The 12,202-nt window shown below is 57.4% G+C and carries 13 protein-coding genes; 8 read left to right on the top strand and 5 right to left on the bottom strand.

The window, feature by feature from the left end; genetic code table 11:
* Window positions 1-42 precede the first annotated feature (42 nt).
* Complete coding sequence (locus EJL02_RS01955; protein WP_125114728.1) at window positions 43-507, top strand: hypothetical protein; 465 nt, start codon at window positions 43-45, stop codon at window positions 505-507.
* Window positions 508-511: 4 nt separating this feature from the next.
* A complete protein-coding gene (locus tag EJL02_RS01950; protein ID WP_125114727.1) occupies window positions 512-706 on the top strand; it encodes a helix-turn-helix transcriptional regulator in 195 nt (64 codons plus the stop codon).
* A 40-nt stretch (window positions 707-746) separates the two neighbouring features.
* On the opposite strand, the gene EJL02_RS01945 is transcribed toward EJL02_RS01950, so the two are convergent.
* Window positions 747-2,072, bottom strand: coding sequence for a sodium-dependent transporter (locus tag EJL02_RS01945; RefSeq protein ID WP_125114726.1), 1,326 nt, complete (start codon window positions 2,070-2,072; stop codon window positions 747-749).
* Window positions 2,073-2,303: 231 nt separating this feature from the next.
* On the opposite strand from EJL02_RS01945, the gene EJL02_RS01940 reads away from it, so the two are divergent.
* The 6 genes from EJL02_RS01940 (at window position 2,304) to EJL02_RS01915 (ending at window position 7,770) form a co-directional block, all read left to right on the top strand.
* Window positions 2,304-2,744 (top strand): ACT domain-containing protein, encoded by a 441-nt coding sequence (locus tag EJL02_RS01940; RefSeq protein ID WP_125114725.1) that lies wholly within the window; start codon window positions 2,304-2,306, stop codon window positions 2,742-2,744.
* 30 nt (window positions 2,745-2,774) lie between these two features.
* A complete protein-coding gene (locus EJL02_RS01935) occupies window positions 2,775-3,986 on the top strand; it encodes a homoserine dehydrogenase (RefSeq protein WP_125114724.1) in 1,212 nt (403 codons plus the stop codon).
* An 18-nt stretch (window positions 3,987-4,004) separates the two neighbouring features.
* Window positions 4,005-4,895 carry a homoserine kinase gene (thrB, locus tag EJL02_RS01930; RefSeq protein WP_125114723.1) on the top strand — a complete coding sequence of 297 codons (891 nt, stop codon included), beginning with the start codon at window positions 4,005-4,007 and terminating at the stop codon, window positions 4,893-4,895.
* A 48-nt stretch (window positions 4,896-4,943) separates the two neighbouring features.
* Window positions 4,944-6,152, top strand: a complete 1,209-nt coding sequence (locus EJL02_RS01925) for an aspartate kinase (RefSeq protein ID WP_125114722.1) — start codon at window positions 4,944-4,946, stop codon at window positions 6,150-6,152.
* 115 nt (window positions 6,153-6,267) lie between these two features.
* Entirely contained in the window at window positions 6,268-6,456 is a 189-nt protein-coding gene (locus EJL02_RS01920; protein WP_125114721.1) for a hypothetical protein, read from the top strand.
* Window positions 6,457-6,618: 162 nt separating this feature from the next.
* On the top strand, window positions 6,619-7,770 hold the full coding sequence (locus tag EJL02_RS01915; protein WP_125114720.1) for a helix-turn-helix domain-containing protein: 1,152 nt from the start codon (window positions 6,619-6,621) through the stop codon (window positions 7,768-7,770).
* A gap of 12 nt (window positions 7,771-7,782) precedes the next feature.
* Here the strand turns inward: EJL02_RS01915 and EJL02_RS01910 are convergent, their stop codons facing one another.
* From EJL02_RS01910 to dapF, 4 genes are read right to left on the bottom strand one after another with little or no spacing between them, the layout of a single operon-like run.
* A complete protein-coding gene (locus EJL02_RS01910; protein ID WP_125114719.1) occupies window positions 7,783-8,433 on the bottom strand; it encodes a ComF family protein in 651 nt (216 codons plus the stop codon).
* Between the two features lie 55 nt (window positions 8,434-8,488).
* Complete coding sequence (locus EJL02_RS01905; RefSeq protein WP_125114718.1) at window positions 8,489-9,667, bottom strand: LL-diaminopimelate aminotransferase; 1,179 nt, start codon at window positions 9,665-9,667, stop codon at window positions 8,489-8,491.
* Window positions 9,654-11,270 (bottom strand): CTP synthase, encoded by a 1,617-nt coding sequence (locus EJL02_RS01900; RefSeq protein ID WP_125114717.1) that lies wholly within the window; start codon window positions 11,268-11,270, stop codon window positions 9,654-9,656. Before EJL02_RS01900 ends, EJL02_RS01905 begins: the two co-directional genes overlap by 14 nt.
* Entirely contained in the window at window positions 11,267-12,112 is an 846-nt protein-coding gene (dapF, locus tag EJL02_RS01895) for a diaminopimelate epimerase (RefSeq protein WP_243114373.1), read from the bottom strand. Before dapF ends, EJL02_RS01900 begins: the two co-directional genes overlap by 4 nt.
* Window positions 12,113-12,202: the final 90 nt, after the last annotated feature.

Below are 12,202 nucleotides of genomic sequence, written 5' to 3'. Positions count from 1 at the left end.
TAAAAAGAATTTTACATTTTGCCGACCGAAGGAGGGCTTTCCATGGGTGCGAAGGCGTATGTTTTGATGGCGCTTCCGGTTCTCATGCTGGTGGGACTGATCGCGCTGTTCGTATATCTGGGGCGGAGCCGTTCGCCGCGTCTGGCTGTATGGGCGGATCGGTTGGGATTATCATTTGGCGCACGGCGTGCGGACGAAATGGAACGGATGATTCAGTACAAGGCGGTTTCCGCTGCGTATCTGGTCGTTTTGTTTGCATTGCTGGGCTGCTCGCTATATGATTCGTTCGTCCGACATGCTGCGGGGATGCAGCCATATACGCTGATTGATGTGATGGGGGTGCTGACGCAGTCGGTTGCGGTGCTTATTCTGCGCCATCGCAGTACAGCGGGGGACGACGAATATAAGCCCTATCCGCTCTGGAAAACTCTGCTGATCGTGTTTGTGTTCAGTCTTGCGGTGGCCGGGCTGGGCGCGGGGCTGGCGATCGCCGTGATGGTGTGGTGAGCGTATGCGCAACTGCATCAAAGAACTGCGAAAGGCCCGCGGTTTGCGGCAGGAGGATCTGGCACAATTGCTCGGTGTCTCCCGACAAACGGTCGTGGCAATGGAAAACGACAAGTACGACCCGACGCTTTCGCTTGCCATGAAGGTCGCGCGGCTGCTCGGGCAGCCGGTCGAGTGCGTGTTCTTTCCGGACGAATAAAAGGGAGCGGCAATACCGCTCCCTTTTTTGTTTGGTTTTCTTATCCGATGCCGCCGGGAATCACAAAGCTGCAAATGACGACAACGAGCGCGAGGAACACATACACATATTTTGCCAGGAAGTCGTATGCCCGACTGAGCGGCTTGTCACGGCCTTCCATCAATTCTTTCTTGATGGTCTTGACGCCGAGCACCCAGTAGATCATCACCGCGCCGAGGATCGCGCCAATCGGCACGACATAGATCGTGATGATATCCATCCAGCGGCCCATCAGGGTTTCCTGTTCGATGAACAGGCCGACCGCAAGTGTTGCCGCACCGGCCACCAGCACGGCCGCTTTGCGGTTGAGCTTGAGGCGTGTCTGCGCGGCTTCGGATACCGCTTCGAGCATGTTGGCCAGCGAAGTGATACCGGCAAACAGAACGGAAATGAAGAACAGGAAGGCGAACAGCTGGCCGAGGGGCATCTGCTGGAACACACGCGGCAGCGTGATGAACAGCAGCTTGGGGCCGGAAGCCGGGTCCAGGCCAAAGGCGAACACCGAGGGGATGACCGCAAAACCGGCCAGCATGGCCGCGCAGGTGTCCAGCAGGGCGGTCATGCACGAGGAGTGCACCACGTCTTCCTCCTTGGAAAGGTAGGAGCCGTAGATGATCATACCCGAACCGGTCACCGACAGCGAGAAGAACGCCTGACCCATCGCCATGATCCAGGTGCGGGGGTTGAGCAGGTATTCCCACTGGGGAACGAGCAGATATTTGTATCCCTCCAGTGCGCCGGGCAGGAAGAGCACGCGCACGGCAATGATCAGGAACAAAACGAAAAACGCAGGCATCATCACTTTGTTGATCTTTTCGATGCCGCCCGAAACGCCAAAAATCAGGATCGCGACCGTCATTACCACAACAATGGTGTGCCACGGTACGCTGGACAGATTGGTTGCGCTCATCTGTGCGAAGTAGGTTTCCGGTTCGGTGGTCATCAGCGAGCCGGTCAGCGCGCCAAACGCGCATCGGACAACCCAGCCCACGATGATCGAATAGCCGATCGCGATGCCGAGCGAACCGAACAGCGGAATAGCGCCCAGAAAGGCGCCGCCGCGTTTGCCGCGCGTTTTCATCGCGTATTCGTAGGAGCCGATCGGGCCGGTGCCGGTCAAACGGCCGAAGGCGAACTCACCCGACAGGCCGACATAGCCAAACAGCGCGACGAACAGCAAATACGGAATGAGGAAGGCAGCGCCGCCGTACTGTCCGGTGCGATAGGGGAACATCCAGATGTTGCCCATACCGACTGCCGAACCAACTGCCGCGAGTACAAAGCCGACTTTGGAAGTAAAGGTACCATTTAAACTTTTCTGATGCATTTTTTTAGTCTCCGGTTTCTTTTTCACAAGTCATTATAGTATATCACACCCGTGGGAATAAAGCCATACACGATTTAACCAGAATTGACAATACGCTTTGTCAGATCCGACAAAAGCAGGGGCGGAAATTCGGGAATTTTATCAGTTATTCCCTTGCACTTATCGCCCGCTTATGGTATGATAGGAAAGCGTGAGAAAGACACATGTCTTTTTAGGGAGGACAAACAAGGCATGGTAAAACCAAAGTACTATCTGGTCGAACGCACACTGCTGCCGGAAGTGTTTCAGCGTGTGATCGAAGCAAATGAGGCCATTGCCTCGGGCAGAGCGGCGACGGCAAGCGAGGCGGCGAAGATCGCCGGTTTGTCGCGCAGTGCGTATTATAAATATAAGGATGGCGTGCGCCCCTTCTTTGAGGCCACGACCGACCGGATCGTGACCTTCCACTTTATGCTGCACGACCAACCGGGCGTGTTGTCGAGCATTCTGGGTCTGATGGCCCGTTCGGGCGCCAATCTTTTGACGGTCAATCAGTCGATCCCCATGCGCGGGCAGGCTTCCGTGACCATTGCCGCCCGCACCGGAGAGATGAAATACTCCGTGGAGGATCTGATCCACCGCGCGGCCCAGATGGAAGGCGTCAGCAAGGTGGAAATCCTGGCATCCGAATAAAAACAGAACCGAAGGAAAGGAAACTGGGTTATGATAAAAGCAGCAATCATGGGACACGGCACTGTCGGCTCCGGCGTGTATGAGGTGTTTGAAATGAACGCCGAAAAGATCGCGCGCGTGGTCGGTGAGCCGGTTGAAGTGAAATATGTGCTGGATCTGCGCGATTTTTCCGCGCTGCCGTATGGCCATAAGTTCGTCACGGACTTCTCCGTGATCGAAAACGACCCCGAGATCACGGTCGTGGCCGAAGTTATGGGCGGCGTGGGCGCTGCCTATGAGTTTACGCGCCGCTGCCTGCTGGCAGGCAAGAGCGTGTGCACCTCCAACAAGGAACTGGTCGCCACCCGCGGCGAGGAACTGCTCAAGATCGCCGAGGAAAAGGGCGTTAACTACATGTTTGAGGCGTCGGTCGGCGGCGGTATCCCGATCATCCGCCCGATGCTGCAATGTCTGGCTGCCAATGAGTTCAACGAGATCTGCGGTATCCTCAACGGCACCACCAACTATATTCTGACCCAGATGATCCACAACGGCGTCACCTTTGCCGATGCGCTCAAGCAGGCGCAGCTCAACGGTTATGCGGAAAAAGACCCGACGGCCGATATCGAAGGCCATGATGCCTGCCGGAAAATCTGTATTCTGGCCGACCTCGCGTTCGGCGATAAGTTTGATCCGGATCAGGTGCCCTGTGAGGGTATCACCAAGATCACGCTCGAGGATGTGGCTAACGCCGACAAGCTGGGCTGCGTAATTAAGCTGCTCGGCCGCACCGTGCGGTGCGAGGACGGCACGGCCTATGCCTACGTTGCGCCGCATCTGATCCACAAGGAAAGCCCGCTGGCCGCGGTCGAGGATGTGTTCAACGCTATTATGGTCAACGGCAACGCAACCGGCGACGTCATGTTCTACGGCAAGGGCGCGGGCAAACTGGCCACGGCGTCCGCGGTGGTAGCGGATATGATGGACTGCATCGAGCATGCCGGCCATCGCCGCCGCATTTCTTGGGGCGACGGGTCGAAAAATCTGCTCCGTCCGCTTGACACACTGCAAAGCGCGTGGTATGTTCGTTTCAAGGGCGCATCGCGCGATCTGGAAGCGCTGCTGCCGGTCGAAAGCCTGACCGAACCGGTCGAGGGTGTGACGGTGGTCAAGACGCGCAAGCTGTCCACGGCGGAGATGCAGGAAAAGATCGAAAAGCTGAACGCCTGTGGCGAAGTGCGCGCTGCGATGCGTATGCTGTAAGGGGAGGAAAACAGAAAAATGGTTCGTGTTACTGTTCCGGCGACGAGTGCCAATATGGGCTCGGGCTATGACAGCATCGGCATTGCGCTGGAGCTTTACAATGTGATCGATCTGGAAGAAAGCGACCGGATCGATATTTCGGATAAAAACGGTCAGTTTGTGCCGAAGGACGCGCGCAATCTGATCTATCAATGTGCCAAGCGCGTCTATGACGAGTGCGGCAAGCCGCTTTCCGGTCTGAAGATTGTGGAGGACTGCGCCATCCCGCAGACCCGCGGTCTGGGTTCGTCCTCTGCCTGCACGGTAGCGGGCATCATGGGCGCTAACGCGCTGCTGAACGATCCGCTCGACCGGCAGGCCATCATCGACCTGGCGGCCACGATCGAAGGGCATCCGGATAACTCCACGCCCGCGATTTTGGGCGGTTTTTGTGTGGCACTGCTGGAAAACGGCCATGTACATCATGTCCGTGTGCCGGTGCATGGCGCGATCGACTTTATCGTGTTTATCCCAGACTTCAAACTGTCCACGGAAAAAGCGCGTGCCGCGCTGCCCAAAACCATCGCGCACCATGACGCGGTGTACAATCTGGCGCGTGCGGCTCTGCTCGCCGGCAGCCTGACGACCGGTAAACTGGAAAATCTGGATGTGGCGACGGGGGACTGCTTGCATCAGCCGTACCGCTTTGGTTTGATCGAAAACGGCGAGGACATCGTTCGCGAGGCCAAACAGCTGGGGGCACTGGGCGCATTCATTTCGGGTGCCGGCCCGTCCATCGTTGCGATGGTATATAAGGGGGACCGCGACTATCTGTCGCGCGCGCAGGCGCTTTGTGCGGAAAAATATCCGCATTGGAAGGCCGTGCAGCTGCGCTGCGACGAAGTCGGCGCGACCGTCAAACGCATGTGAGCGAGGCCGCGTCTGCGGCAGGCTATATAAGGAGGAAACGTAATCAGTATGAGTCTTATTGTGCAAAAGTTCGGCGGCACTTCGGTGGCGGACACCGAGCGGCTGAGAAATGTTGCGGATATTGTAACCAAGACCGCGAAGGCCGGCAACAAGGTGGTTGTTGTCGTCTCCGCGCAAGGTGATACGACCGATGATCTGATCGCTAAGGCGGCGGAGCTGAACGACCATCCGTCCAAGCGCGAGATGGATGTGCTGCTCAACACGGGCGAAATGATCTCGATGTCGCTGCTGGCGATGGCGATTCAGAAACTCGGCTTTTCCGTGGTTTCGCTGACCGGCTGGCAGATCGGTCTGGAGACCAACAGCAATTATTCGGATGCGCGCATCAAGCGCATCGTGGGGGACCGCCTGCAGGCAGAACTGGACAACGGCAAGATCTGCATTGTGGCAGGCTTCCAAGGCATCAACAAGCTCGGAGATGTGACGACGCTGGGCCGCGGCGGTTCGGATACGACCGCGGTTGCCATCGCGGCAACGCTGCGTGCCGATCTGTGTCAGATTTACACGGATGTGGACGGCGTGTATACGGCGGACCCGCGCATCGTACCCAGCGCACGCAAGCTGGACGCGATCACATACGACGAAATGCTGGAACTGGCGTCGCTTGGTGCGCAGGTCCTGCACAACCGTTCGGTTGAGATGGCGAAAAAATATAACGTCGACCTGGAGGTCGTTTCGAGCTTTACCCGCAATCCGGGTACGAAAGTCAAGGAGGGTTCTCACATGGAAAAAATGAATGTATCGGGCGTTGCCCGTGATAATAATTGTGCGCGTGTTGCCATTATCAACGTAGCGGATACCCCGGGCACTGCGTTCAAGGTATTTTCGCTTATGGCCAAGCACAATGTCAATATCGACATCATTCTCCAGTCGGTCGGCCGTGACAATAAGAAGTCGATTTCCTTCACCATCCGCGAGGACGACGCGGATCGCGTCGGCCAGATTCTGGCGGACAACGCCGAGATGATCGGCTACGAGGATGTCTCGATCAACACCAAGGTTGCCAAGGTGTCGATCGTCGGCGCAGGCATGGCGTCCTCCGCGGGCGTGGCGTCCAAGATGTTCGAAGCGCTGGCCATGGCCGGTATCAACATCCGCATGATTTCCACTTCGGAGATCAAGATCTCTGTCCTGATCAATGAGGAGGACAGCGAGAAGGCGGTCAAGGCCATCCATGAGGAATTCTTCGGCGAATAAAACGACCTGCACATAATTTGATAAAAAAATAACGAACCTGATTGACAAGTGCAGTCAGGTTCGTTATACTATTATTGTTATTTGATTAACAATCAGCAGGAAAGGATGTTATGTCATGAAGAAACTCTGGTGCTTGTTCCGGCGCCGTTTCGCAGCCGGCAATGAAAAGATGTGTGTTGCGCTTTCCGAGACGGAAGGCCGCGTGCGCGCTTGCCCTTATGAAACCGAGGAAGAAGCCAAGGCTAAATGTCCGGAATATGCGTTCAACAATCGCCATGACGGTGAGGACGAAGGCGTCGAGTAAATCGCGTTACTTACGAATCAGCCCCGAAGGAGACGTCTTTCGGGGCTTTCTTCATCGGAAAAATGGGACGCAACCGCTGGTTGACAAAAAGAAACGCCAGGTTGGTGGCGTTTTGCAGCGCTTTCGGGTAAGGTGAAAGCACAGAAAGGCAGGTGGTCGCATATGACGACAGGGGAGAAGATCGCGGCGCTGCGGCGCGAAAAAGGGTTGAGCCAAGAGGCGCTCGGCGAAAAACTTGGGCTATCGCGGCAGGCGGTCAGCAAGTGGGAGGCTGATCAGGCTGTACCGACGATGGACAATCTGGTCGAACTGAGCCGCCTGTTTGGTGTGTCGGTGGATACGCTGCTGCGGCCGGACGAGCCGCTGCCGGATAAGGCTCAGCCGCCGGAGGGCGTCAAACTATCCGCAGAGGGACTGAAAATCTCCTATGCGCCCGTTTTGACGCGAAAGACAAAGCGGTTTATCATAGGACTTGCCGCGCTGGTGCTGGTAAGCGTGCTGGGTAATATTTATGCCATGGCGCGGGTACAATCGCTGGAAGAACAGCTGCGCGTTTTGCAGGCGCAGGTGCAGGGAACGGAAAGCACCGTGCAGCAAGAAACAGTGGAGGAAGATGCGCTATCTGACCATGATATTGCCTACGATATGCAATATGACCCGAACAAAACGGTTTCGACGACGCTTGCGTTGTCTCTGTCCGCACGGCCGAAGGAGCTGAACCCGGATAACGAGATACCCAAATTCACTATCCAGAGCGCGTGGGAAAACTGGACGTGTGCAGCAATTTTGGAACAGGATAATTCCTATGTGGGCAGAACGGAGATTCCAATGCGGGACGCATTTACCGTATACCTGACGCTGACCGACCGCGAGAGTGGCAAAGTGCGTAATCTGCTGCTGGAAACCGTCAGCGGTGTGGAAAAAGAATATCGGCTTCAATTTGATTATCAGTGGCTTGATGCGCAAGGAGATGCACTGCTGGATGGCAGCGCGATCACGTCAGAAAACGGCAGTACAACAGTGCGTGGGCGGTTGCAATACCGGTTCTATAATGCATGGTCGGATCGGTTTCGTGCTTATCCGGTAAAATGCAGGTTGGTTCTGCGGGAGGGCGACACAGAACTGAAAAGCATGGAGATGAGTGCAGCAGAGTATAACGAAGAAAATGGGCAATATTATGCCTATGGTGAGCCAGATTGGACAGTGGCAAAGTCGTTTGAGAAATTAGAACTGGTGGCAGAAGTGACTGACAACTATGGTCGAGTTAATGAATGGAAGATTCATGATTTTGCAATTGAAAAAACCGTCCCGTGAGGGATGGTTTTTTTATTTCCCGGGTGTATGTGCCGCGGCCAGTACATAAACCTTCGCCGCGCCTATCTCGCGCAGCAGTTTGACTGCGGCCGCCGCGGTTGCGCCGGTGGTGATGATATCATCCACCAGTACGACCGATTTACCGCGTACTTCAGCATTTTCCAGCGGCTGAAGCGCGCGCTCGGCGTTTTTCTGCCGTGCGGTGGCATCCTTCTGCGCGGACTGTTTGGGCGTGAAGGCGCGCTTGCGCAATGTTGCTATGCAAGGCAGGCCAAACGGTTCTGCGACGGCTTTGCCCAGCAGCTCGGCCTGATTGTAGCCGCGCTCGTGCAGGCGCAGAAAGCCGATCGGCATGTAGGTGATCAGATCGGGCTGCCATGCGTCCAGCCGATCGGCCAGCAGCGGCAGCATCTGCGCGGCAAACCAGTCCGCATAGTGCTGCTTATGTTGGAACTTAAACCGCTGCATCGCGTTGCGGACCTTGCCGGTGTAGTACAGCGCGGCGGCCGCATCCGCCGCACCCGGGATGCGGATGGGTTCGGTGCAGCGGTACTGCTGCCGCACTTCGGCGGCGCAGGTTGGGCACAGCATGGCCTTGCCCACACCTGCGGCGGGCATCATCTCGCCGCACAATACGCATCGCTTGGGGAACACGATTCCCATGTCGATCCCTCCTGCCTGACAAAAAAGGGCTGTCCGCCGGGACAGCCCTTTGATTTTACTTGGAAAGCAGCTTCTTGAGGCGCTCCGCCGCTTCAAGCGTGCGCTGCTGATCGCCGAAAGCGGTCAGACGGAAGAAACCGTCGCCGTTCTTGCCGAAGCCTGCGCCTGGCGTGCCAACAACATTGGCGTTCTCGAGCAGGTAATCGAAGAACTCCCACGAGCCCATGCCGTTCGGGCACTTGAGCCACAGATACGGGCTGGACTTGCCGCCGGTGTACCAGATGCCGAGCGAGTCAAGCGTCTCGGCGAGCACCTTGGCGTTCTGCTTGTAGTAGCCGAGGGTCTCGTGAATCTGCTTCATGCCTTCCTCGGTGAAGCAGGCAGCCGCACCCTTCTGTACGATATAGGGTACGCCGTTGAACTTGGTGGTCTGGCGGCGCAGCCACATCTTGTTCAGCTTGCCGTCCAGCAGCGCCTGCGGGACAACCGTCCAGCCGCAGCGCGTACCGGTAAAGCCTGCCATCTTGGAGAACGAGCAGAACTCGATCGCGCAGGTCTTTGCGCCTTCGATCTCATAGATCGAGTGAGGCAGATTTTCATCCTCGATAAAGCACTCGTATGCCGCGTCATACAGGATGACAGCGTTCTGTGCGTTGGCGTAATCCACCCAAGCCTTGAGGCCTGCACGGTCATAAGCCGCGCCGGTCGGGTTGTTGGGCGAGCAGATATAGATGATATCCGCCTTGATCGATGCGTCCGGCAGCGGCAGGAAGCCGTTTTCCGCAGTGGCGTCCATGAACACGACCTTGCGGCCTGCCATAACGTTGGTGTCCACATATACCGGATAAACCGGGTCCGGGATCAGCACGGTGTTGTCCGTGCCGAAAATGTCGAGAATATTGCCGAGGTCGCTCTTGGCGCCGTCCGAGATGAAGATCTCGTTGGTGTCGAGGGTGACGCCGTGGGTCTTATAGTAGCCGACCAGCGCTTCGTGCAGGAAGCCGTAGCCCTGTTCGTCGCCGTAGCCGTGGAAGGTTTCCTGCTTGGCCTGATCCTCAACCGCTGCGTGCAGCGCGTCGATGACGGCCGGTACCAGCGGACGGGTGACGTCGCCGATGCCCAGACGGATGATGTCCGCATCCGGGTGTGCGGCGGAATATTCGTTTACCTTGCGTGCGATCGTGGAGAACAGGTAGCTCTGCTCCAGATCGTCATAGTGCTTATTGATCTGCATGGTCTTTGCTCCTTTTCAGCGATGCTGCGACAAACGCCTTGAACAGCGGATGCGCGCGGTTGGGACGGGACTTGAACTCGGGGTGGAACTGCACGCCGATGTAGAACGGATGGTTCGGAATCTCGACGGTTTCCACCAGCTCGCCCGTGGGGGAAGTGCCGGTGATCTGCATGCCGTGGCTCTCGATCTGGTCACGGAAGTTATTGTTGAACTCATAGCGGTGGCGATGGCGCTCGGAGATCATCTCCGCGCCGTAAGCCGATGCCATGATGGTGTCCGGACGGATCTTGCAGGGGTACGCGCCCAGACGCATGGTGCCGCCCTTTTTGGAAATGCCCTGCTGGCTCTCCATCAGGTCGATGACCGGATGGGTGGAGTCGGGGTCGAACTCGGAAGAGTTGGCATCCTCATAGCCGAGCACATTGCGCGCGTAGCTCATGACCGCGATCTGCATGCCAAGGCAGATGCCGAAGTAGGGGATGCCCTGCGTGCGGGCGTAGTTGGCCGCACAGATCATGCCTTCCACGCCGCGCGGGCCGAAGCCGCCGGGCAGGATGATGCCGTCCACTTCGCCGAGCAGCTTGTCCACGGTCGAGTCGTTGATTTCCTCGGAATCGACCCAGTCGATATCGACGAAGCAGCCATTTTCGTAGCCGCCGTGCTGCAATGCTTCCGCAACCGACAGATAAGCGTCGTGCAGCTTGACGTACTTGCCGACCAGCGCGATCTTGACGTGCTCCTTACGGGAAGCGATGCGCTCGAGCATCGCGACCCAGTCGCTCATATCGCCCTTGGGCGCGCCGATGGCGAGCTCACGGCAGACGATATCGGACAGGTGGCTCTCTTCGAGCATCATGGGTGCCTGATACAGCACGGGCAGCGTGCGGTTTTCGATGACGCAGTCCTCCTGCACGGTGCAGAACAGGGAGATCTTGCGCTTGATGTCGTCGTCGAGCGGCTGATCGACACGCGCGACGATGATGTCCGGGGAAATGCCCAGACCGCGCAGCTCTTTGACCGAGTGCTGGGTGGGCTTGCTCTTGGGTTCGTTCGAGCCGGAGATAAACGGCACGAGCGTCACATGGATGAACAGGCAGTTGCGGCGGCCGACCTCGGTTGCCACCTGACGGATGGCTTCGAGGAACGGCTGGGACTCGATGTCGCCGGTCGTGCCGCCGATTTCGGTGATGACCACATCCGCCGAGGTCTTTTTGCCGACCGAGTAGATGAACGACTTGATCTCATTGGTGATGTGCGGGATGACCTGCACGGTCTCGCCCAGATATTCGCCGGCGCGCTCCTTGTTCAGGACGTTCCAGTACACCTTGCCGGTGGTCAGGTTGGAGAACTTGTTCAGATCCTCGTCGATGAAGCGCTCGTAGTGGCCGAGGTCGAGGTCGGTCTCAGCGCCGTCGTCGGTGACATATACTTCGCCGTGCTGGAACGGGCTCATCGTGCCGGGGTCAACATTGATATACGGGTCCAGCTTCTGCGCGGCAACCTTGAGGCCGCGGCTTTTAAGCAGGCGGCCGAGCGACGCGGCCGTGATGCCCTTGCCCAAACCGGAGACGACGCCGCCGGTCACAAAGATATATTTTGTCATAACTCGATTTCCCCCTTAAATACGGTCGTTGCCGCGCCCGTCATGAACACGGTCTGGTCGGTGTAGCGCACGGTCAGATCGCCGCCGCGCAGATGTACGGTGATATCCTCGCCTTTTGCTGCGCGTCCGGTCAGCACTGCGGCCACGCCCACCGCGCATGCGCCTGTGCCGCAAGCCCAGGTTTCTCCCGAGCCGCGCTCCCACACGCGCATTTTCAGGCTGCCGTCCGGAAGGGTATTGACAAATTCGGTGTTGACGCGTTCCGGGAACAGCGCATGGTGCTCAAATTTGGGGCCGATCCGCTCGAGATCCAGCCCATCGATGTCCTCATCGAGGAAAATGACGCAGTGCGGGTTGCCCATGGAGACGCAGGTCATGTGATATACCTTTTCGTCCACAACGATCGGCGCACCGATGACGGTGTCGCCTTCAAGAGCAACCGGAATGTCGGCAGGTTTGAGGATTGCCGCGCCCATATCCACCCGCGCGGACTGCATTTTGCCGTCCTCAACGGTCAGTTCGAGCGTTTTGACGCCCGACAGGGTGTCAACCGTGATCGTGGTGCGCCCGTCTACCATGCCGTTGTCGTACAGGTATTTGCCGACGCAGCGGATGCCGTTGCCGCACATTTTGCCCTCCGACCCATCGGCGTTGAAGATGCGCATCTGCGCATCCGCCTTGTCCGAAGGCAAAATCAGGATGATGCCGTCGCCGCCGATGCCGAAGTGCGGCTCACTCAGCCGGACGGAGAGCGATTCGGGATCGGGTACCGTCTGGTCAAAACAGTTGAAGTAAATGTAGTTGTTGCCGCAGCCGTGCATCTTGGTGAAGGACAGCTTCAAGCGGGCTCCCTCCTTGATAAAACAAAAATGGTATATGAGCAGATTCCCAATAGGGTCATTGCTCATATACCATTTAGTATATCATAATCC

Origin of the sequence: Agathobaculum sp. Marseille-P7918, assembly GCF_900625105.1 — a bacterium.
Lineage (GTDB): Bacteria > Bacillota > Clostridia > Oscillospirales > Butyricicoccaceae > Agathobaculum.
The sequence above is the reverse complement of the archived record's forward strand: the minus strand, read 5'-3'. Positions and strand labels throughout refer to the sequence as shown.

Coding starts and splice junctions, on each gene's coding strand:
- EJL02_RS01900 (WP_125114717.1), bottom strand. CDS start 11,270: ATGACAAAATATATCTTTGTGACCGGCGGCGTCGTCTCCGGTTTGGGC.
- EJL02_RS01940 (WP_125114725.1), top strand. CDS start 2,304: ATGGTAAAACCAAAGTACTATCTGGTCGAACGCACACTGCTGCCGGAA.
- EJL02_RS01950 (WP_125114727.1), top strand. CDS start 512: ATGCGCAACTGCATCAAAGAACTGCGAAAGGCCCGCGGTTTGCGGCAG.
- EJL02_RS01910 (WP_125114719.1), bottom strand. CDS start 8,433: ATGGGAATCGTGTTCCCCAAGCGATGCGTATTGTGCGGCGAGATGATG.
- EJL02_RS01920 (WP_125114721.1), top strand. CDS start 6,268: ATGAAGAAACTCTGGTGCTTGTTCCGGCGCCGTTTCGCAGCCGGCAAT.
- EJL02_RS01945 (WP_125114726.1), bottom strand. CDS start 2,072: ATGCATCAGAAAAGTTTAAATGGTACCTTTACTTCCAAAGTCGGCTTT.
- EJL02_RS01955 (WP_125114728.1), top strand. CDS start 43: ATGGGTGCGAAGGCGTATGTTTTGATGGCGCTTCCGGTTCTCATGCTG.
- thrB (WP_125114723.1), top strand. CDS start 4,005: ATGGTTCGTGTTACTGTTCCGGCGACGAGTGCCAATATGGGCTCGGGC.
- EJL02_RS01915 (WP_125114720.1), top strand. CDS start 6,619: ATGACGACAGGGGAGAAGATCGCGGCGCTGCGGCGCGAAAAAGGGTTG.
- EJL02_RS01935 (WP_125114724.1), top strand. CDS start 2,775: ATGATAAAAGCAGCAATCATGGGACACGGCACTGTCGGCTCCGGCGTG.
- EJL02_RS01925 (WP_125114722.1), top strand. CDS start 4,944: ATGAGTCTTATTGTGCAAAAGTTCGGCGGCACTTCGGTGGCGGACACC.
- EJL02_RS01905 (WP_125114718.1), bottom strand. CDS start 9,667: ATGCAGATCAATAAGCACTATGACGATCTGGAGCAGAGCTACCTGTTC.